Annotated in this window: 20 protein-coding genes; 10 read left to right on the forward strand and 10 right to left on the reverse strand. The window is 71.6% G+C overall.

Annotated features, from left to right (window positions below; all coding sequences use genetic code 11):
* Positions 1-16: 16 nt before the first annotated feature.
* The 6 genes from QFZ82_RS10845 to QFZ82_RS10870 are packed head-to-tail and all read left to right on the forward strand — an operon-like array spanning position 17 to position 4,088.
* The gene (locus tag QFZ82_RS10845; protein ID WP_307712967.1) at positions 17-457 is read left to right on the forward strand and encodes a cupin domain-containing protein; all 441 of its coding nucleotides are present in this window, start codon (positions 17-19) and stop codon (positions 455-457) included.
* Positions 454-1,722 (forward strand): beta-ketoacyl synthase, encoded by a 1,269-nt coding sequence (locus tag QFZ82_RS10850; protein ID WP_307712968.1) that lies wholly within the window; start codon positions 454-456, stop codon positions 1,720-1,722. The genes QFZ82_RS10845 and QFZ82_RS10850 overlap by 4 nt, the downstream gene beginning before the upstream one ends.
* Entirely contained in the window at positions 1,719-2,966 is a 1,248-nt protein-coding gene (locus QFZ82_RS10855; protein ID WP_307712969.1) for a ketosynthase chain-length factor, read from the forward strand. Before QFZ82_RS10850 ends, QFZ82_RS10855 begins: the two co-directional genes overlap by 4 nt.
* An 11-nt stretch (positions 2,967-2,977) precedes the next feature.
* Positions 2,978-3,235, forward strand: coding sequence for an acyl carrier protein (locus tag QFZ82_RS10860; protein WP_177152254.1), 258 nt, complete (start codon positions 2,978-2,980; stop codon positions 3,233-3,235).
* A gap of 1 nt (position 3,236) precedes the next feature.
* The gene (locus QFZ82_RS10865) at positions 3,237-3,716 is read left to right on the forward strand and encodes an SRPBCC family protein (protein WP_307712970.1); all 480 of its coding nucleotides are present in this window, start codon (positions 3,237-3,239) and stop codon (positions 3,714-3,716) included.
* 39 nt (positions 3,717-3,755) lie between these two features.
* Entirely contained in the window at positions 3,756-4,088 is a 333-nt protein-coding gene (locus QFZ82_RS10870; RefSeq protein WP_307712971.1) for a TcmI family type II polyketide cyclase, read from the forward strand.
* An 86-nt stretch (positions 4,089-4,174) separates the two neighbouring features.
* On the opposite strand, the gene QFZ82_RS10875 is transcribed toward QFZ82_RS10870, so the two are convergent.
* Both QFZ82_RS10875 and QFZ82_RS10880 read right to left on the reverse strand, forming a co-directional pair.
* On the reverse strand, positions 4,175-5,242 hold the full coding sequence (locus QFZ82_RS10875) for a methyltransferase (protein WP_307712972.1): 1,068 nt from the start codon (positions 5,240-5,242) through the stop codon (positions 4,175-4,177).
* A 67-nt stretch (positions 5,243-5,309) separates the two neighbouring features.
* Positions 5,310-6,377, reverse strand: a complete 1,068-nt coding sequence (locus QFZ82_RS10880; protein WP_307712973.1) for a nitrous oxide reductase family maturation protein NosD — start codon at positions 6,375-6,377, stop codon at positions 5,310-5,312.
* 152 nt (positions 6,378-6,529) lie between these two features.
* On the opposite strand from QFZ82_RS10880, the gene hemC reads away from it, so the two are divergent.
* A complete protein-coding gene (hemC, locus tag QFZ82_RS10885) occupies positions 6,530-7,465 on the forward strand; it encodes a hydroxymethylbilane synthase (RefSeq protein WP_307712974.1) in 936 nt (311 codons plus the stop codon).
* A 22-nt stretch (positions 7,466-7,487) separates the two neighbouring features.
* Here hemC and QFZ82_RS10890 read toward each other — a convergent pair whose 3' ends face one another.
* The 3 genes from QFZ82_RS10890 to QFZ82_RS10900 form a co-directional block, all read right to left on the reverse strand.
* A complete protein-coding gene (locus tag QFZ82_RS10890; protein ID WP_307712975.1) occupies positions 7,488-8,057 on the reverse strand; it encodes a hypothetical protein in 570 nt (189 codons plus the stop codon).
* A 175-nt stretch (positions 8,058-8,232) separates the two neighbouring features.
* Positions 8,233-9,123, reverse strand: a complete 891-nt coding sequence (locus QFZ82_RS10895; RefSeq protein ID WP_307712976.1) for a trypsin-like serine protease — start codon at positions 9,121-9,123, stop codon at positions 8,233-8,235.
* 82 nt (positions 9,124-9,205) lie between these two features.
* Positions 9,206-9,988 (reverse strand): TauD/TfdA family dioxygenase, encoded by a 783-nt coding sequence (locus tag QFZ82_RS10900; protein ID WP_307712977.1) that lies wholly within the window; start codon positions 9,986-9,988, stop codon positions 9,206-9,208.
* A 157-nt stretch (positions 9,989-10,145) separates the two neighbouring features.
* On the opposite strand from QFZ82_RS10900, the gene QFZ82_RS10905 reads away from it, so the two are divergent.
* A complete protein-coding gene (locus QFZ82_RS10905; protein WP_307712978.1) occupies positions 10,146-10,478 on the forward strand; it encodes a hypothetical protein in 333 nt (110 codons plus the stop codon).
* 77 nt (positions 10,479-10,555) lie between these two features.
* Here the strand turns inward: QFZ82_RS10905 and QFZ82_RS10910 are convergent, their stop codons facing one another.
* The 5 genes from QFZ82_RS10910 to QFZ82_RS10930 all read right to left on the reverse strand — a co-directional run bounded on the left by QFZ82_RS10910 (position 10,556) and on the right by QFZ82_RS10930 (position 15,232).
* Positions 10,556-11,503, reverse strand: a complete 948-nt coding sequence (locus tag QFZ82_RS10910; protein ID WP_307712979.1) for a hypothetical protein — start codon at positions 11,501-11,503, stop codon at positions 10,556-10,558.
* The gene (locus tag QFZ82_RS10915; RefSeq protein ID WP_307712980.1) at positions 11,500-11,838 is read right to left on the reverse strand and encodes a PadR family transcriptional regulator; all 339 of its coding nucleotides are present in this window, start codon (positions 11,836-11,838) and stop codon (positions 11,500-11,502) included. Before QFZ82_RS10915 ends, QFZ82_RS10910 begins: the two co-directional genes overlap by 4 nt.
* 138 nt (positions 11,839-11,976) lie before the next feature.
* Positions 11,977-13,230, reverse strand: coding sequence for an MFS transporter (locus QFZ82_RS10920; RefSeq protein ID WP_307712981.1), 1,254 nt, complete (start codon positions 13,228-13,230; stop codon positions 11,977-11,979).
* A 151-nt stretch (positions 13,231-13,381) separates the two neighbouring features.
* The gene (locus QFZ82_RS10925) at positions 13,382-14,215 is read right to left on the reverse strand and encodes an IclR family transcriptional regulator (protein WP_307712982.1); all 834 of its coding nucleotides are present in this window, start codon (positions 14,213-14,215) and stop codon (positions 13,382-13,384) included.
* A gap of 780 nt (positions 14,216-14,995) precedes the next feature.
* Complete coding sequence (locus QFZ82_RS10930) at positions 14,996-15,232, reverse strand: hypothetical protein (RefSeq protein ID WP_307712983.1); 237 nt, start codon at positions 15,230-15,232, stop codon at positions 14,996-14,998.
* Positions 15,233-15,412: 180 nt separating this feature from the next.
* Between QFZ82_RS10930 and QFZ82_RS10935 the strand changes: the two genes are divergently transcribed.
* Both QFZ82_RS10935 and QFZ82_RS10940 read left to right on the forward strand, forming a co-directional pair.
* The gene (locus QFZ82_RS10935; protein WP_307712984.1) at positions 15,413-17,929 is read left to right on the forward strand and encodes a SpoIIE family protein phosphatase; all 2,517 of its coding nucleotides are present in this window, start codon (positions 15,413-15,415) and stop codon (positions 17,927-17,929) included.
* A 552-nt stretch (positions 17,930-18,481) separates the two neighbouring features.
* Positions 18,482-19,267 carry a hypothetical protein gene (locus tag QFZ82_RS10940; RefSeq protein WP_307712985.1) on the forward strand — a complete coding sequence of 262 codons (786 nt, stop codon included), beginning with the start codon at positions 18,482-18,484 and terminating at the stop codon, positions 19,265-19,267.
* Positions 19,268-19,276: the final 9 nt, after the last annotated feature.

A 19,276-nucleotide genomic window follows, 5' to 3' on the forward strand; every position in this document is an offset into this window, starting at 1 on the left:
TGTGGAGGAAACAGTCATGAGCACAACGCACCGCATCGTCGACCTCAGCGAGACCCAGCCCAACCGCCGGCGCGGTGGTGACCTGCGCGCCATGCTCACGCCCACCGTGGTGGGAGCGACGAGCGGCTTCATGGGCCTCGCGATCGTCGAACCCGGAGACCGCATCGGCGAGCACTACCACCCGTACTCGGAGGAGTTCGTGTACGTGGTCGCCGGCGATCTCGAGGTCGATCTGGACGGCGAGACGCACCCGATCCGGACCGACCAGGGGCTGATGATCCCCCCGTACGTGCGTCACCGGTTCCGCAACGTGGGCCGCACCGAGGCCCGCATGGTCTTCCACCTGGGGCCGCTGGCCCCGCGCCCGGAGCTCGGGCACGTCGACACGGAGGAGACACCCGCCGCGGAGGGCACCGCGACGCACCGGCCCTCCGAGCCCACGGGAGCGGTTTCGTGAACCGACGTGTGGCGGTGACCGGTGTCGGCATCGTCGCACCCGGAGGCGTGGGCGCCCCGGCGTTCTGGGGCCTGCTCGCGGACGGCCGGACCGCGACGCGGGGCATCACCCTGTTCGACCCGGCGGGCTTCAGGTCCCGTATCGCCGCGGAGGTCGACTTCGATCCCGCGGTCCACGGCCTCGACGCCCAGCAGGTGCAACGGGCCGACCGGTACGTGCAGTTCGCCATGGTCGCCGCGCGCGAGGCGCTCGCCGACGCCGGTCTGGACATGGGACGGGAGGATCCGTGGCGGATCGGGGTGTCCATGGGCACCGCGGTCGGCGGCACCACCCGGCTGGAGCACGACTATGTGGCGGTCAGCAGCTCGGGCCGCCGCTGGGACGTCGACCACAGCGAGGCGGGGCCGCATCTCCACCGGGCGTTCTCACCCAGCGCCCTCGCCTCGGAGATAGCGGAACTGACGGGCGCGCACGGACCCGTGCAGACTGTGTCCACGGGCTGCACGTCGGGGCTGGACGCGGTGGGTTACGCGTTCCACGCCATCGAGGAGGGCCGGGTCGACATCTGTGTCGCCGGCGCCTCGGACTCGCCGATCTCCCCGATCACCGTGGCGTGCTTCGACGCGATCAAGGCGACGTCGCCGAACAACGACGACCCGACGCACGCCTCGCGCCCGTTCGACGCCCACCGCGACGGGTTCGTGATGGGCGAGGGCGGCGCGGTGCTCGTACTGGAGGAACTCGAGCACGCCCGCGCCCGCGGTGCCCGCGTCTACTGCGAGATCGGCGGCTACGCCACCTTCGGCAACGCCCACCACATGACCGGTCTCACCCGCGAGGGCCTGGAGATGGCGCGCGCCATCGGCCACGCCCTGGACCACGCCCGGCTGGGCGGGTCGGACGTCGACTACGTCAACGCCCACGGTTCCGGGACGCAGCAGAACGACCGGCACGAGACCGCCGCGGTCAAGAGGTCGCTCGGGCAGCACGCGTACAAGGTGCCGATGAGCTCCATCAAATCCATGGTGGGCCACTCGCTGGGCGCGATCGGCGCGATCGAGGTCGTCGCCTGCGTCCTGGCACTCGTCCACCAGACGGTGCCGCCCACGGCGAACTACGAGACGCCCGACCCCGAGTGCGACCTGGACTACGTCCCGCGCACGGCACGCGAGGCGAAGCTGCGCACCGTGCTGTCGGTCGGCAGCGGGTTCGGCGGATTCCAGTCCGCGGTGGTGCTCACCAGGCCAGGTGGGAGGACACCATGAGCCTTCGTCAGAGCCGTCGCCCCGTCATCAGCGGCATCGGAGTCGTCGCCCCCGGCGGCGTGGGAACCGACGCCTTCTGGAAGGCCACGCGCGAGGGGATCAGCGCGCTCGACCGCGTCACCCGCGAGGGCTGCGAACACCTGCCGCTGCGCGTCGCGGGCGAGGTGCGGGGTTTCGACCCGCAGGCGCTGGTCGAGCAGCGGTTCCTGGTCCAGACGGACCGGTTCACCCACTTCGCGATGGCGGCCGCCGACATGGCGCTGGCGGACGCGCGGCTGAACCCCGGGGGCCAGGAGGAACCGTTCGCCGTCGGGGTCGTCACGGCGGCAGGGTCGGGCGGCGGCGAGTTCGGCCAGCGAGAGCTGCAGCGGCTGTGGGGCCAGGGCTCGACGTACGTGGGCCCGTACCAGTCCATCGCCTGGTTCTACGCGGCGAGCACCGGCCAGATCTCGATCCGCGGCGGCTTCAAGGGGCCGTGCGGTGTCGTCGCCAGTGACGAGGCCGGCGGGCTCGACGCCCTGGCGCACGCCGCCGGGGCCGTACGGCGTGGCACCGACAGCGTGGTCGTCGGCGCCGCCGAGGCGCCGCTCGCGCCGTACTCGGTCGTCTGCCAGCTCGGCTACCGGGAGCTCAGCACGTCCGACGAACCGGATCGGGCGTACCGCCCGTTCACGGCGCACGCGTGCGGGTTCGTGCCCGCGGAGGGCGGCGCCATGCTCGTCGTCGAGGACGAGTCCGCCGCCGTCGCGCGCGGCGCGGTCGTGCGCGCCGAGGTGGCCGGGCACTGCGCGACGTTCACCGGCGCCTCGCGCTGGGAGGAGTCCCGAGAGGGGCTCGCCCGGGCGATCCGCGGGGCGCTCGACGAGGCGGGCTGCGCACCCGAGGAGATCGACGTGGTCTTCGCGGACGCGCTGGGGCTGCCGGACGCGGACCGCGCCGAGGCGCTGGCCCTCGTCGACGCCCTCGGCCCGCACGGCAGCAGGGTGCCGGTGACGGCGCCCAAGACCGGCACCGGCCGGGCCTACTGCGGAGCGCCGGTGCTCGACGTCGCCGCCGCGGTGCTCTCACTGGAGCACGGCCTGGTCCCGCCCACCCCCCATGTGTTCGACGTCTGTCACGACATCTCTCTGGTGACGGGCACGGCACGGCCCGCCGCGCTGCGCACGGCACTGGTGCTGAGCCGGGGACTGATGGGTTCCAACGCGGCGCTCGTGCTCCGGCGCGACGCCGACAACCTCTCGTGAAGGAGGATCGCATGACCGCACAACTGACCGTCGAGGAGCTGTCCGCGCTGATGAAGAAGGGCGCCGGCATATCCGTCGACCCGGCCCAGATGGACAGCAACCCGGACATCCCGTTCGAGGCGTACGGCCTCGACTCGCTCGGCCTGCTCGGCATCGTCGGCGAGCTGGAGAACCGGTACGGCCGGGCACTCCCGGTCGAGGCCGACCGCTGCAAGACACCGCGCGAGTTCCTCGACCTCGTCAACGACACTCTGATGGCAGGAGCCTGAAATGGCCGGGCACACCGAGAACGAGATCATCATCGACGCCCCCCTGGACCTGGTCTGGGAGGTGACCAACGACGTGGACCACTGGCCACAGCTGTTCACCGAGTACGCCTCCGTGGAGGTGATCGAACGGGACGGCAACCGGACGGTGTTCCGGCTGACCATGTACCCGGACGAGAACGGCAAGGTCTGGAGCTGGGTCTCGGAGCGCGAGGCGGACCGGGCGGCCCTCACGGTGCGCGCCAAGCGCGTGGAGACCGGACCGTTCGAGTACATGAACATCCTGTGGACGTACGCCGAGACGCCGCAGGGTGTCCTGATGCACTGGACGCAGGACTTCGCGATGAAGCCGGACGCTCCCGTGGACGACGCGTGGATGACCGACAACATCAACCGCAACTCACGCATCCAGATGGCCCTGATCCGGGACCGCATCGAGCAGCGTGCCCGCGTCCGCGAGACCGCTCCGGTCACGCCGAACTGACGGCCCTTTCCCCCGACGGCATCCGAAGGGACGCCCCCGATGCACCAAGCACTGATCGTCGCCCGTATGGCACCCGGGTCCGCGCCGGACATCGCCGAGGTGTTCGCGGCCTCCGACAGCGGTGAACTGCCGTACCTCGTCGGCGTCCGGCGGCGCAGCCTGTTCCAGTTCGGCGACGTGTACCTCCACCTCATCGAGGCCGACCGGCCCCCCGGGCCGGCGATCGCCAAGGTGACCGAGCACGCCGCGTTCCGGGACGTCAGCGAACGCCTTGCGGCCTTCGTCAGTCCCTACGATCCGCAGACATGGCGGAGCCCGAAGGACGCGATGGCCACGCAGTTCTACACCTGGCAGAGCGACAAGGGCGCCTGAGCGCGCACGACACCAGCAGCCGGCCCCGCGGATCACCGCGGGGCCGGCTGCTGGTGTCGTGCGCTCCTCCTTGCCGGGCCGGTGGCTCAGCCGGGGACGACGCTCTCGAACGCGTGCAGGTAGGAGTTCACCGGGCGGATCTCCCCGACGACCAGACCGGCGGCCTCCATGCGGCTGGTCATGCTCTCCTTCGTGTGCTTGGCCCCGCCCACGTTCAGGAGGAGCAGCAGGTCCATCGCGGTGGTGAACTTCATCGACGGCGAGTCGTCGACGAGGTTCTCGATGACGATCACCCGGGCCCCGGGGCGGGCCGACCCGACGACGTTGCGCAGAGTCCGGGCGGTGCTGTCGTCGTCCCACTCCAGGATGTTCTTGATGACGTAGACGTCGGCGTCGACCGGCAGGGCCCGACGGCAGTCGCCGGGCACGATGCTCACCCGGTCGGCGAGCGCACCGCCCTCGCGCAGCCGCGGGTCGGCCTTCTCGACGACACCCGGCAGGTCGAACAGCGTGCCCTTCAGGCCGGGGTTCTTCTCCAGCAGGCTGGCCAGCACGTGCCCCTGGCCGCCGCCGATGTCGGCGACCGTCGACGCCCCGGTGAGGTCGAGGAGTTCGGCGACGTCGCGCGCGGACTGCATGCTGGAGGTGGTCATGGCCCGGTTGAACACGTGGGCCGACTCCTCCGCGTCCTCGTGGAGGTAGGTGAAGAACTCCTTGCCGTACAACTCCCCGAAGACGCTGCCGCCCGTGCGCACCGCCGTGTCGAGGCGGGGCCAGGCTGCCCAGGTCCACGGTTCGGTGCACCACAGGGCGATGTAGCGCAGGCTGTGCGGGTCGTCCTCGCGCAGCAGCCGCGACATGTCGGTGTGCGCGAACCGGCCGTCCGCGTCCTCGGTGAAGATCCCGTAGCAGGCCAGGGCGCGGAGCATGCGCCGCAGCGCTCTCGCGTCGGTCTTCACGGCCGCGGCGAGGTCCTCCGCGGTGCTGGGGGTGTCCTCCAGGGCGTCGGCGACGCCGAGCCTGGCCGCCGCACGCACGGCGGCGGCGCAGGCCGCGCCGAAGACGAGTTCGCGCAGCCTCATGGAGGCATGGGGCGCGGTGGGCTCGATGGGCGCGGTGGATGCGGTGAGTGCGGTGGATGCGGTGGTGGTCATGCCGCCTCGCTTCTCGTGAGTGGGGCCGGGCCTGACGGCCCGGCCAGTCGGTCCCTCGCGGCGTCGCTCAGCACAGTCCGGCGGGCTCGGAGACGCCGCACAGGTTGGCGTCGAAGCGGTTGCCGGTGCCGGCGGAGTCCCGGTCGGCCAGGTCGGCCGCCCCGTTGCGCACGACGACGTTGTCCCGGATGACGTTGTCCGTGCCGGGGATGCCGACGACGCTCTTGAAGAGGACGATGCCGCCGGAGAACGGCGAGGAGCCCACGTTGCCCCACACGATGTTCCGCTCGACGACGGTGTCCTCGGTGCCGGTGAGGACGATGCCCGCGCCCTGGATCTCGGGCAGCCGAGCCGTGGCCTTGCATGCCTTGTTGTTGCGCAGGACATGGTTGCCACTGACCGTCAGAGCGCCCGCGCGCGGCTTCGATTCGTCGCCGACGAGGAACAGACCGGCGCAGTTCGCCATCATCGTGTTGCGGTCGACGGTCAGGTTGCGCACCCGCCGGACCGTGGCGCCGATGCGGTTGTCCGTCATCACGTTGCCACTGATCCGCGTCCCGAGGGTGTCGGTGGCACCGGCCTCCTCGGAGACCGTGTTCGCCACGAAGATGCCGGCGTCACCGTTGGACCGGACGATGTTGCCCGTCAGGACGGAGCGGGTGGAGCGCTGCTCGGCGATCCCCCAGGTGCCGTTCTTCTCCGAGGTCACGCCCCGCACGGTCAGCCGGTCGGTCCAGGAGGCCCACACGCCGCTCTTGGTGAAGCCCGACAGGGCCAGCGCCTGGACGCGTACGCCGTCGACGGACTGCTCGGCCGTGCCGGTCACGCAGACACCGTTCCCCGCGGCGGCGCAGGCGTTCTTGGCCCGCGCGGTGGCCGCCGCGGGCTTGATCACGGTACGGGCACCCGCCCCGCGCAGCGTCAGGCCGGACGTGGTGATCAGCACGCTCTCGTGGTACGTACCGGCGGCGATGACGACGGTGTCGCCCGGCCGGGCGGCGTCCACGGCGGCCTGGATCGACTGGCCGGGGCTCACATGGTGGGTCTCGGCGGCGTGGGCGGGGACCGCGGCGGCCGCTCCGGAGGCGACGAGCAGGGCTGTGGAGGCGAGGCAGGTGATTTGTCGTTTCGTCATAAGGCGAAGCTATGCGCCGAAGCAGATGAATCGGGACATACCGGGGCAGTCTGTGGTCGTGTCGCGCGCGTCGCTTCCCCGTGCAGCGCAATGGATCTCCCCAGAGGGAGCAACGTCTCCGGGCCTGTCCCCGACGCCTTATCGTGGTCGTCATGACTGTGCCCGAGCGGATCCGCATCGTCTCCCGTTCCTCCCCGATGGCCCTCGCCCAGGTGGAGCGCGTACGCGCCGAACTGGCCGCGCTGCATCCCGGCATCCGTACGGAGGTCGTGCCCGTCACCACGACCGGCGACCGGTGGATGGGCGACCTGGCCGAGGTCGAGGGCAAGGGGGCGTTCACCAAGGAGGTCGACGCCGCGCTCCTGGCCGGTGAGGCCGACCTCGCGGTGCACTGCGTGAAGGACATCCCGGCCGACCGGCCGCTGCCCGCCGGCACGACGTTCGCGGCCTTCCTCAAGCGGGACGACATCCGTGACGCCCTGATCCACCCCGGCGGTCTGGCGCTCGACGAGCTGCCGGCCGGTACGCGGATCGGCACGTCGTCCGTCCGGCGGACGGCCCAACTGGCCGCCTCGCACCCCGAGCTGGAGTGCGTGCCGATGCGGGGCAACGCCAACCGGCGCCTGGAGAAGCTGTACGCGGGGGACGCGGACGCGCTCCTGCTCGCCGTCTCCGGCCTCGAGCGCATCGGCCGCACCGACGTGATCACCGAAATCCTGTCGGTCGAGACGATGTGCCCGCCGATCGGCGCCGGGGTCCTCGCTCTCCAGTGCCGCGAGCACGACGACGCCGTGATCGACGTGGTGAGCGCCCTCGGCGACCCGGACGCCCACCGGGAGACGACGGCGGAGCGGATGTTCCTGCACGTCCTGCAGGGGCACTGCAACAGCCCGATCGCCGGTTACGCGCAGGCCGAGCGGAACGGCGATCTGTCGCTGCGAGCGAAGGTCTTCACCCCGGACGGCAAGACCGTGCTCAACGCGCACGAGTGGGCCGGGCGGCTGGACCCGGCCACGCTCGGCACCTCGGTGGCCGTCGCACTGCTGCGCCAGGGAGCGCGCGAGCTGATCGACGGCATCGCGCACTAGAGGAGCGCGACGGGCGTGGTGCTCAGGACTCCTCGAAGTAGGCGTCGAGCACCGCGTCCAGCTCCGCCGTCCACTCCTTGAGCCGGCCTCTGGCGTCCGCCTCGACCTCGGCGTTGAACCAGCGATTGGCCGCGACGTGGACCGTGACGGTGAAACGGCGGCCGAACCGCGGGGTCTTGACCTCGACCGCGCCGATCTCGTCCCAGCGGAAGTCGGCTTCCTGGTCGTCGAGGCGGAAGCGGACGCCCTCGCGGTTCGCGGTGATCGAGCCGCGGCGGTCGCTGATTTCGAAGACGGGGCCTTCGTCCCCTGCGCCGTCGGCGTCCTCACCGTCCGCTGCCGTGCCGTCCGCTGCCGTGTCGTTCCCGGCCGCGGGCCCGGGGGCATCCTCGATCGCGTCCTCGGCCTCGTCGTCGGAGACCGCCTGCGGGGCGTCCTCCCCGGCGGCGTCCTCCGGCTCCTTGTCCTCGCGCTCCCGCGTCCCGCCGGCCGCCGCGGGGGCGGGACGGGCGCCGACGAGGCCGGGGAGGAAGGCCGGGTCCGTGCTCACGGCGAAGTCCGGCTTGATGTTCGGATCTATCTGCTGCTCCACGGCGGGCAGTATGGTCGACGAAGCTGTGCGAGGCCAATGGGCGTTCGGGGCGGCGTTTCGCCGCGGCGGATCCGATCAGGGCGGAACGGACCGGCCCCGCCGCCCGGCGCGGTGTCCGGTCTTCCGACCGGACGCGGCCCACCGGGCAGCGGGGCCGTCCGGCACCGCCGCGGCGTCAGCGGCGCAGCAGCTGCTTCATCCGCTTGCCCTCACGGGACTCGGCGAGGGTGTCCCACAGCTTCTTCGAGCTGGTGGAGGTGTAGACGCCGGGCGCACCCTGCTCACCGCAGCCCTCGCCGTACGACACGATGCCGATCTGGTAGGTGCGGCCGGCGACCTTGCGGAACAGCGGGCCGCCGCTGTCGCCCTGGCAGGAGTCCTTGCCCTCGACGCCCGCGCAGACGTTGACGGCCTTGTTGTACGCCGGGTACGTCGCCGTGCACTCGGCGTGCGAGAGCAGGGGCACCTTCACGCCGCGCAGCCGGTCGGGGAAGCTGGGCACCTCGGTGTCGGTGTTGCCCCAGCCGATGACCGTCGCCTGCGCGCCGGGGCGGAGCAGGGCGTCCGTGCCCGCGGTCGGCATCTTCACGGCGGCGATGCCGGCGACGGGCTTGGCCAGCTCCAGCAGCGCCAGGTCGTACGCCTCGTCCCCCTTGGCGTAGCGGGGGTGCGAGACGATGCTCCGCACGTTGCGCAGCTGCCCCTGGCGCTTGTCGGACAGCACGGTCCGGCCGACCGTGACCTCCAGCTGCTTCGCCTCGGTGCCCGTCACGCAGTGGGCCGCCGTCAGGACCACGTCCGCGCTGATCAGGCTGCCGCCGCAGAACTGGCGGTCGGTCGGGCTTCCGGAGCCCTTGTTCAGGAGGGCGGCCATCCACGGGTGGGCGGAGGCGGGCTGCTCCACGCCTCCGATGATCTTGATACTGGGCCTGGCCCGCTCCTCGTCGGGTGCCGTGTGCGCGGCGGCCGTGGTGACGGCCGACGCGACGAGGGCCAGAGCCGCACTCGCCACGAGCCCGACGGAGGTTATCCGGCGGACACGGTGACGGGTCGGGGAAACTCTCATGGGGGTTGGTCTCCACTTCTGATCACGGACACCGAAGGGCCGTTCCCGGCAAGGGCGTTGACCCTTCGGCACTGTCGTGTCATCAGAGCGGCAAATCGCGCGTGAGGTTCACTCGCCACCGGAGGTTTTCCGGTGCGGCGCGCTCAGGCCAGCGGCTGGTAGTCGAGGCGCGGGAAGTAGTCCTCCCGCGTGCCGTCGCGGCGCACGTCCCACGTGGCGCAGTGGAGGGAGCCAAACCCGCCGGCGCGCGACGGCCCTGCCGGACCGGTCCGCCGCCGTACGCGTCCGGCGGTCCGTCCCCGTACGGCCGCCCCGGCCGTTCGAGGCCGCCCGCCGCGCAGAACCGGTCCACCTCCTCGCGGCTCGCGGCCTGGAACGCCTCGCGCCAGTCGAGGCCGACGCCGCTGCCGTAGTTGCGCACGTAGCGCAGGCCCCGGGTCTCCACCGCCTCGACCACCTCGGAGGGAATGTCCTCCAGCACGCCGGCGACGTCCGTGACCGGCGTCGCTCCCCCGGTCTCCGCCGAGGTCGCGCAGAAGAAGGCCAGCCGTCCGGGCCACGCGCCGGCGTACGACGACTCGCAGTGCTGCGGGATCACCTCACGCGCCGGATACTCGGTGGAGGTGAAGACGCCGTCGCCGACCTCGCTGCGCGGCGTGGAGCGCTCGGTGTACTCCAGCGGACTGAAACCCATCGCGTCCAGGGCCCGTTGGAACGCACCGACACCGTCGGCGGCGGCCTCTCTGATCAGTACGGCTCCGGTCGCGGCGACGGCCTCGTCGATCGCCCGCGCGTACCGGTGCACGAAGGATCCCAGCTCTCCGCCGTGCGCCTCGATCACGGTGATCCCGGTCAGATCGTTCAACCTTCACAACTCCCTGGGGAAGGGGCCCCGCAGCGGTGCCCGGGTGTACGCGACAACGCGGCCGGTCATGGCAGCGCCGCCGTGACGGCGCCGAGCACGGCCGTGGCACCGGTGAAGCGGCGACATCGCCACCCGCCACGAGGACGGGTCCCTCAGCGTGCTCGGACGCACCGACTTCCTGGTGAAGGTACGGGGATTCCAGGTCAGCACCCAGAGCGTCGAGGCCATCCTGCTGGAACACCCGGCGGTCGCCGAGGCCGCCGTCGTCGCGCCCCCCGACCCCGTCGCAGGCCACCGCCTGCACGCCCGGCTGCGCCTGAACGAACCCGGGGCCGTGGGTGTCCTGGCGCTGCGTCAGCACTGCGCGGAGCGCACGGTCCGCGCCGCCGTACCCGGCGTGATCGAGACGGTGACCGACCCGCTGCCCAGGACCTCGACCGGCAAGATCGACCGGACCCGGATCAGGGAGTCGCTGCTCGCCTCCGACTGACGTCCCGGCACGGGACCGAGGGAACAGTGAAGGGCTGCCCGGCCGGGCAGCCCTTCACTGTTCCCTCGGTCCCGTCCTCATCCGCGGGCGGCACGGAAGGCCTTGAACACCCCGCTCGCACCGATCACCAGCACGATCAGCGCCGCGCCGTCGTAGACCGGGTCGGGCGAGCTCCAGAGCGTCTTGACGTCCGCCAGGAAGGCCGGGTTGAGCAGCATCTGCTCGTGCAGGATCCAGGCCAGGGAGAGCGTGAACAACGCCTGGGCCGCGGCGTACCAGGCGGCGAGCCGGAAGGTGCCGCGGTGGGCGGCCACCTGGGCCAGTCGGACCGCGACCAGACCGGCGAGACCGACGAGGACGGGCCAGATCCAGCCCGACCACAGCGCCGGGTCGAGCACCTCGACCGACTCGCCGTCCTCGACGCGATAGGGCTTGGCCGTGTGCTGCCAGGCGATCAGGGCGATCAGCAGCAGGTCCCATACGGCGGTGAGGCCGGTGGCGGCGAGGAGGCCCTTGCCGGACTGACGGATCTCGGGCAGGTCGTCGGACGTCCAGGCGGTGGCTGCCGCGACCACTCCCCTCGGGCGGCGCAGCCGCTCGGCGGCCGCGTACAGGACGGTGACGGCCGCGAACAGCTGGGCGCCGAAGGTGAGCAGGGCGCTCACGCCTGTGCCGAGGGCAGCACCGATCCCGCCCCCGTCCACAATCTCCAGGAGCATGAGCCCGACGGCGACGACGGGCAGCACGGTGGCCAGCAGCGTCACCGTCAGGCGGCGGTACGACGGGTACAGGTCGGGCCCGATGAGAGCGAGCGGCCGGTCCGCGTAACGAGCGGCGTACCGGACCGGATCCCCCATCTCGCTGAGCACCTCGCGCTCCACGACCCGCGGATCACCGGCGCCGCGTCCTTCGACGGTGTCGGCGATGGTGGCGCGCAGTTCCTCGGCGATGTCGTCCCGCTGGTCGGCGGGCAGCCGCCGGACGACCTCGTGCACGCAGCGCTCGGTGAGCGTGCTCGTGCTCATCCGTTCTCCTTGGTCAGTCGTGAGATCGAAGCGACGAGGTTCTGCCACTCGCGCACCAGACCGGTGCGCACCTCGGAACCATCGGGGCTGACCCGATAGAACTTCCGCGGCCGGGACTCGTCGGTGTTCCATTCGCTCGTGAGCAGGCCCTGCTTCTCCAGTCGGCGCAGCAACGGATAGAGCGTGTTGCCGTCGACGGTGACCCCCGCGTCGTTGAGCGTCTCCAGCAGCGCATACCCGTACCGCGGCGTCCGGAGCAGCGCCAGACAGGCCAGCACGACCGTCCCGCGACGCAGCTCCTGCGCCTGGCTCAGGGTCAGTTCTTCTACGGACACGACTCACACGATACTGTGCGACGCACACTAATGTCACGCGATGCGGCGACGAGCGACGGCATCAACAGGCGTACGCCGCCAGCGAGTCGGGACCAGTCCCCGACTCGGCTGCGGCGCACGGCCAGAGACGCCGGGGACTCATTTCAGGTCGCGAGCGCGCCGCAGGGGGCTCCCCAGCATCAGCACAGGGATCAGGAGACCGATGGCGCAGGACAGCCACAGCGCACCCCGGGTCCCGAGGGCCGTCGCCGTCAGGCCCGCCGCGAGCGCGCCGAAGGGTATCGCTCCCCACGAGACGAAGCGGACGGTGGCCATCACGCGCGGCAGCAGATCGGACGGGGTCACGGTCTGGCGGTGCGTGCGGGTCAGGATGCTGAACACCACCACGCCGCAGGTAAAGCCCGCGTTCCCCACCACGAACACCACGAGGCGCCAGCCGGAGCCGCTGAGCGGGAGAAGGAACTGGCAGGCCATCAGGAACACGGTGGCGTACAGCACCGTGCGGGCGCTGCCGATACGCCGTGCCACACGCGGGGTGACGGCCGCGCCGAGCAGGCTGCCGACACCGCCCGAAGCCATCAGGAGACCGACCAGGCCCGCGGACACGTCCACGGTGCGGACCAGGAAGACCGGAACGAGGGCGGCCAGGGCGCCGCAGCAGAAGTTGATGAGCGTCGCCGCCGCCACGCAGGGCCTGATGACCGGGTGGCGTGCGACGAAGCGCCAGCCGTCCTTGATGAGTTCGACCGCCGGCACTCCCCGCCCGCGTTCCGCACCGTCGGTCGCGGGCGGCCTGGGAAGGCTCCTGAGCAGAACGGCCGACACCAGGTAACTCGCGGCGTCAACGAGCAAGGTGGCCGGAGCGCCGAAGAGCTGCACGAGCACGCCCGCCGCGGAGGGGCCGCCCAGTTCCGTGGCGGCGTTGGACGCCGACGTCAGGCTGTTGCGCGAGGTGAGCTCCTCCTTGCTGACGATCGACGGCAGGAACGTGGAGTTGCCGACGTCGAACACGACGGTCGCGAGGCCGATCACCAGAGCGACGGCGACGAGGAGCGTCAGGTGCAGGCCGCCGATCGCGGCGGCGAGCGGTACGGAGAGCACCGCGACGGCCCGCAGGACGTCCAGGGCCACCTGCGTGCCCCGCAGCGGCAGCCGCTGCACGATCACCCCGGCCGGCAGGCCGATGAGCAGCCAGGCCGCGTACCCGGCGGCGGTGACGAGACTGACCTCCAGGCTGCTGGCGTGCAGCAGCTCTATCGCCACCAGGGGCAGGGCCACAGCCGTGATGGCGTCACCGGTTCTGCTCACCGTCGAGGCGCTCCAGTAGCGCCAGAACACCCCCGCCCTGTGACGGGGAGCCGAGGGCGGGGACGCCACGGTCGTTCGAGCCATCGCTGTTACCTGTCTCCTCTATGCGCAGATGCCGATCTGCCGGTCCGGGTCATGACACGTAGCCGTGGGCGTGCAGTTCGGCCTGCGCCCCGGGGTCGTCGAAGGCGCCCAACTGGTCGAGGCAGCGCCGTAGCCAGTTCCTGGGCGAGGCTCATCGCACCTCCTCCACGGTGTCATCGGCCTGCTGCGCCGAGCAGGTCGTTTCCGCCGGATCACCGGCGCTGTCGGGCCACTTCGCGTTGAACCCGAGTTCTGCGGACAGCTCCCGCGCGGCGGTGAGCACGGTCTGCACCGCCGTGGCGCGGGTGAGAGGGTCACGCATCCTGCTGCCGGCGGCCGCAAGCGTCACACTGGCCGCGACCGCGCCGGTGGAGGTGAACACCGGTGAGGAGACGGCCCGGACGCCGCGGTCGAGTTCGTCGTCGCAGACGTCGTAGCCACGGGCCCGTACGAGCGCGAGGTGGGCGAGTACCTCGTCGACCGTCACCGGGGTCTCCTCGGTGAAGGCGGTGAGGGCCCGCTTGGCCAGCAGGTTGCGTACGTCCGGCTCGGGCCGGTAGGCCAGCAGCGACCGGCCGGACGCGGCGGCGTGCAACGGCATCTCCTGGCCGATGCGGACGAACAGGCGCAAGGGGTGGCGGCCTTCGGACAGGGCGACGCACACCGCCCTGTCCCCGATCAGCTCCGTCAGAAAAACGGTCTCGCCGCTCGCCTCCGCCGCTGCGACGACGGCGCGGTGCGGGGTGACCAGGAGAGCGGACTGGTTCCGGTTCTGCTCGGCCAGCTGACGGGCGATCGGGCCTAGGAAGAAGCGCCGGTTCACCGGTGAGCGGGTGACGAAGTCCTCGTTGCCGAGGGTGGTGAGCAGGCGGTGCAGGCTTCCGACCGGAATGCCCAGCTCTTCGTGCAGTTCCTGGAGGGTGGCGCCCTTCGGCTTGGCGGCCAGCGCCCGCAGGACGTGCAGCGCACGCACCACGACTTGCATGGATGTCTCCTTCGTTCGTCGGGCGGAGGCCGGACTTTGGGTGCGTCCCGGCGGTCAACGGCTCCCAGACGGGCATCAGGGCGCTCAGCTCCGGACCGAAGCAGCCGGAGGTAGGCATGACCGGGTTTCGCAGCGTCAGTTCCCCCGACCGCACATGTAAGCCGTTATCGGCCAAGCAATGCGGCTTCGCGTCAAAAAGGTGGTCTCGGTCATCCAGCACCGCGGCATCAGACAGCGCATCCATCATGTGAAAACGCACCCTCCGCCTCACGGATGGTCTGAATATGCGGGGTGTGGTGACCCTCCGTCAAGAGCGGTCATGTGACGGCTCGTTATAGGAGAGGAAGCAGAAAACCGCAGTTCAGAGACACTGCGCGCACAGTTTCCATGGGGCGGTTCACTTCGGCTCGAATAGTTCCGTGACGCGGAAACCGGAAGCCGTCGCCCTTCCATCGATTCGTCCGGCGATTCCCGCGAATAGACAACGGGCACTGCCGAGAACCGTGACGGACACTGCGGGGCGGCTCGAATTCCACCTGGCTGCCGATGTTCACACCCCATCGCGAAGGGTCGAAATCCGGACGGAATGCTTCGCTGCGCATCAGATGGGGCGAACGGGCGTGTGATCGGGGCGAGTCGCACGACGGCCGCCGGATCAGCTGTTGGCCGGTCGCCCCACGGCCCGGGACGCGCTGCGGTACCCGCGTGAACCACCAGGGGGGCCGAAGCTCTGCGGCCTCGGCACCACTGGCCACGACGACCGGTCGTCGCGCGGCACGGTCAGCGCGAGGCGCCGACGACGCCGGTGGTGACGTCGGCGCCGAGGCGCCGGGCGTCTCGTTCCGGCCGGATGGCCGCCACGGCGAGGAGCCCGAAGGGGATCATGACGGCTGCGGACGTGAGAAAGGCCGTCGTACAGCCGGCGGCCGCGATGTCGGCGGCGTCGATGAGATGACCGGTGAGGAAGGGCGCCACGAGCCTCTTCCGCGAGCGCACGGCGTCGCAGCTCGGCGTCACCCCCGGCGTCCCCCGACGTCGTCGCCCGGGCCTGGACCGGCGAGCCGCCGCCGCCCCGGCCGACCGGGCACCGCCGATCACCACTGCCGCCAGGGCCTCCACCCGCGGGGAGCGGCAAACAACCTTAAAATGGAACAAATTATTCGTGGGTGATCGAGGGCAATTGTGTCGGCCGATGGTGTGGCATCGAGCTCGTACCCGTTCGGCGCCGCGAGTGGCGGCGAAGCGTCCGAGCGCGACGACGCGCTGGTCAGTGCGGTCATCAATGCCGTGGAGGTGACCGGAGCGCATGCCGGAAGCGTCTTCCTGCTCTCCGGCGACCATCGCTCGCTCCTGCTGGCCGCGGCGTGCGGGGCGCCGCCCTCCCTCCTCGGCGGGTGGCGTCGGATCCCGGTGAACAGCCGTATCCCCGTGGCGGAGGCATACCGCTCCGGGCGCATGGTCCACCTGGCCGGCGCGGAGGAGACGATGCGGCGCTTCCCCCAGCTCTCGGTCGCCGTGCCCTACCCGTTCGGTTCTGCCTCAGTGCCCGTGCGAACGGGACAACAGACCTTCGGAGCGATGGCCGTGCTGTGGGCGCCCAGGCCCGAGGGGACGGGGCTGTCGAGGGCGCAGCGCGGGCAGCTGCGCTCCGCGGCCGACCGTCTGGGCACCACCCTCGCCGGGCTCAGCGCGCGCAAGGAGCTCGTCGAATACGACGAACGGACAGCTCCGGTAGTGGTCCCGCTGCCGTCCGCTCCACTGATACGGGTGGGTCTGTTCGACTGGAACCTCGACACCGGGGCCTTCACGACCGACGACGAGCTGTGCGCGATCTTCGGGATCCCGCCCCGTGATTTCGACGGACGGGTGGACACCCTGGCGGCCAGGATCGAGCCCGCGGATCTGCCCGGCTTCCGGTCCGCCGCCCGTGCCGCGGTCGAGGAGGGCCGTGTGCTCGCGCACTGCCTGCGGATCCGGGACCCCGGTGGAGGCCACCGCGCTGTGGAGCTCTGGGGCCGGGTGCCCATGAGCCCGGAGGACCCGCAGGCGTCGTCCCATCTGGTCGGCGCGGTACTCGACTCCGGGAGCGGCATGGCCGCCGTGGCGGCGATCGAGCGGCTCGCGTACGGCTTCTTCGCGCTCTCCCCGGAGGGGCATGTCGCCTACGCCAACCACAGCCTGGAGACTCTGCTGCGGGTCCGCCAGGACGAACTGCTCGGCCACCGACTCTGGGACATCCTGCCCTGGCTGGCCGATCCCGTGTACGAGGACCGCTACCGGGCCGCCCTGGTCTCCCAGCAACCGGTCTCCTTCCTGGTCCGCCGCCCACCCGACGGGTGGCTGGTCTTCTCCCTCCACCCGGGCTCACAGGGCATGACGGGATGGGCGGCACCCGTGCGACAGCCGGTACCGGCCGGCACCGGCCCCGGGACGTCCGTCGCCGAGGAGGGTCCGCCCGTCTCCTCGTCCCCTCCGCCCGCGGCCCCGCGCCTGGGTGCCCTCTACCGCGTGCTCCAGCTGGGCAGCGCCCTCACCGAGGCGGTCACCGCGCGTGAGGTGTGCGATGCCGTCGCCGAGCAGCTGCTGCCCGCATTCGGCGGCCAGAAGCTGGCGATCTGCGTGGTGGAGGAGCGGCACCTGCATCTGTTCGCGCAGCGCGGCTGTTCGGAGGAGGTTCTCGCCCGGCTGGAAGGCGTCCCGCTGCATGACCGGCTGCCTGTGACGGACGCGCTGACCTCAGGGACCCCGCTGTTCATCGAGTCCCGGGAGGAGCTCTGCGAAACGTATCCCGGGATCGTGTCGGGCGACTCCCGTTCCTGGGCGTTCCTGCCGTTGATCGCCTCCAACCATCCGGTGGGAGCCTGCATGCTCGCCTTCGACGACGTCCACCGGTTCCCCGACGAGGAGCGTGGAGTCCTCACCGCGCTGGGCGGCCTGATCGCCCAGGCCCTCGAACGCGCCAGGCTCTACGACGCCGAGTTCGCCCTCGCCCGCGGCCTGCAGAACGCGCTGCTGCCGCACCGGCTGCCCACGGTGCCGGGCCTTCGCGTCACCGGGCGTTACCTTCCGGGCACCAGGGGCATGGACATCGGCGGCGACTGGTACGACGTCATCCCCACCCGCGAGGAGGTCGCGCTGATCGTCGGGGACGTCGAGGGACACAACGTCGCCGCCGCGGCCACCATGGGCCAGCTGCGCAGCGCGATGCGGGCCTTCGTCACCGCCGGCCACCGGCCGAGCGACATCGTGGCCAGCACCAACCGGCTCCACATGGACCTCGACCCGTCGCTGCTCGCCAGCTGCTGCTACGCCCGCCTCCATCTCCGCTCCGGGATCGTGCGCATCGTCCGGGCGGGCCACTGCCCGCCCCTTCTGCGCCTGCCCGACGGACGCACCGAGATCCCGGATGTGCCGTGCGGGCCTCTGCTCGGCGTCGAGGCAGCGCCCGACTATCCGGAGTCGGAGCTGCGCCTCGTGCCCGGATCGGTCCTGGCCCTGTACACGGACGGGCTGGTCGAGAGGCGCGACTCGGACATCGGTTCCGGCATCGACCGCCTCCGGACCTCGCTGGCCCGCTTGGGCGGGGGCAGCCTGGAGGATCTGGCCGACGGGCTGCTGGAGGATGCCGACCAGTCACCCGACAGGGCGGACGACATCGCACTCCTGCTCGCCGAGTACGCGCCGCCGGCAGCCGCGGCGCCGTCCGCGCGCTGACTCCGTCCCGTCGGCGAGCAGCGCTCAGTCCCGCCCGGGATGCCACGCCGCGGAGACCGGCTCCCCCACAGCCGCCGGACACCGGCACACCGGCACACCGCAGCAGCCGGCCCCACGGGGCCGTCCGCCGTGACGCAGCGGCACCTCCCGCACGTCCTCGCCCCGGCCCAGGTCGCAGTACGGCGCCCGAAAGGGCAGCGGCGGGCGCTTCGGTGGCTGCCCTTGCAGGCGTGTGAGGGAGGCGCCGCCTGGCGCAGCATGGGTTGCGGAAGGGGTGAGGGGTCCGTGGTCAACTGCGCAGTGTGCGGGAATCGGTGTGATCCCGGAGAGCAGTTCTGCGGCGCCTGCGGGACCTTCCTCGAGTGGTCGCGGCCGAGCACCCCGGCAGCCGCGGGCCGGCCGGATGCCGCGGTCCCGACCCCGGCAGGGCCGGACGTCGCCGTGCCTCGGGAGGAACCCGCAGCGCAGGCGAGCGGGCCGGCCATTCCGCCGAAGCCCACCGCCCCGCCCCTGCGCGCAGTGCAGCCTCAGGTCGAGGAGCCCGGCCGTCCGGTGCCACCGCCGACACGGCACGGGGACGCCGCCGAACCGCCGCCCCAGGCCGGGGACCTCATCTGCGGCCAGTGCGGCAGCGGGAACGTGCCGACGAGGCGCTACTGCCGACGTTGCGGCGCCTCCCTCGCGGACGCCCCTGTCGTACCCCGCCCGCCTTGGTGGCGGCGGCTGTTCACACGCCGCCCCAGGAAAAAGCCCTTCGCCGGGGAGCGGCCACCGCGCCGGCAGTGGCGGCGGCCGCGATTCGTCCTGCCGCTGCTGGTGCTTTGCGCCCTCGTGGCGGTCGGGTACGTCTTCCACGGCGAGGCCGGCCGAGTGCTGGAGGCCGTAAGGGACCGGACGTCCAAGGCCGAGCAGATGCATGCGGTGAAGGTGACGGCGTCGAGTGCGGGGAAACAGCACCCGGCCGCCCTTGCCGTGGACGGGACCACGGACAAGTACTGGACACCCGCGCTGCCCGGAGCCTTCGAAGGGGAGTATCTGGAGGCCTCGTTCGCCGAACCCGTTCGCCTGCTCGATCTCGTCGTCCATCCCGGCACCTCTCCTGTGGCCGAGAAGTTCCTCACCCAGGCGCGGCCCAGCAGCCTGCTGATAACCGTCACCTCGAAGGACGGCCGGACGACCGTGAAGACCGTCCCACTGGCCGACGTGCCGGGAGGCCAGCGCTTCCACCTCGCGGTCAGCGATGCCGTCCGGGTCCGGCTCACGGTCCAGGGCGCGTACGGGGGCGGGGCCGGCCGGTATCTCGCCTTCGCCGAGGTCGAGTTCTTCAGACGGCGCTGAGCCGGGAGT

This window comes from Streptomyces sp. V4I23, assembly GCF_030817975.1.
Classification (GTDB): Bacteria; Actinomycetota; Actinomycetes; order Streptomycetales; family Streptomycetaceae; genus Streptomyces.

What these genes read in the sequence shown, in the direction of transcription:
- QFZ82_RS10845 (WP_307712967.1), top strand. Translation starts at nt 17, where the DNA reads ATGAGCACAACGCACCGCATCGTCGACCTCAGCGAGACCCAGCCCAAC.
- QFZ82_RS10855 (WP_307712969.1), top strand. Translation starts at nt 1,719, where the DNA reads ATGAGCCTTCGTCAGAGCCGTCGCCCCGTCATCAGCGGCATCGGAGTC.
- QFZ82_RS10860 (WP_177152254.1), top strand. Translation starts at nt 2,978, where the DNA reads ATGACCGCACAACTGACCGTCGAGGAGCTGTCCGCGCTGATGAAGAAG.
- QFZ82_RS10865 (WP_307712970.1), top strand. Translation starts at nt 3,237, where the DNA reads ATGGCCGGGCACACCGAGAACGAGATCATCATCGACGCCCCCCTGGAC.
- QFZ82_RS10870 (WP_307712971.1), top strand. Translation starts at nt 3,756, where the DNA reads ATGCACCAAGCACTGATCGTCGCCCGTATGGCACCCGGGTCCGCGCCG.
- QFZ82_RS10875 (WP_307712972.1), bottom strand. Translation starts at nt 5,242, where the DNA reads ATGACCACCACCGCATCCACCGCACTCACCGCATCCACCGCGCCCATC.
- QFZ82_RS10880 (WP_307712973.1), bottom strand. Translation starts at nt 6,377, where the DNA reads ATGACGAAACGACAAATCACCTGCCTCGCCTCCACAGCCCTGCTCGTC.
- hemC (WP_307712974.1), top strand. Translation starts at nt 6,530, where the DNA reads ATGACTGTGCCCGAGCGGATCCGCATCGTCTCCCGTTCCTCCCCGATG.
- QFZ82_RS10895 (WP_307712976.1), bottom strand. Translation starts at nt 9,123, where the DNA reads ATGAGAGTTTCCCCGACCCGTCACCGTGTCCGCCGGATAACCTCCGTC.
- QFZ82_RS10910 (WP_307712979.1), bottom strand. Translation starts at nt 11,503, where the DNA reads ATGAGCACGAGCACGCTCACCGAGCGCTGCGTGCACGAGGTCGTCCGG.
- QFZ82_RS10920 (WP_307712981.1), bottom strand. Translation starts at nt 13,230, where the DNA reads ATGGCTCGAACGACCGTGGCGTCCCCGCCCTCGGCTCCCCGTCACAGG.
- QFZ82_RS10925 (WP_307712982.1), bottom strand. Translation starts at nt 14,215, where the DNA reads ATGCAAGTCGTGGTGCGTGCGCTGCACGTCCTGCGGGCGCTGGCCGCC.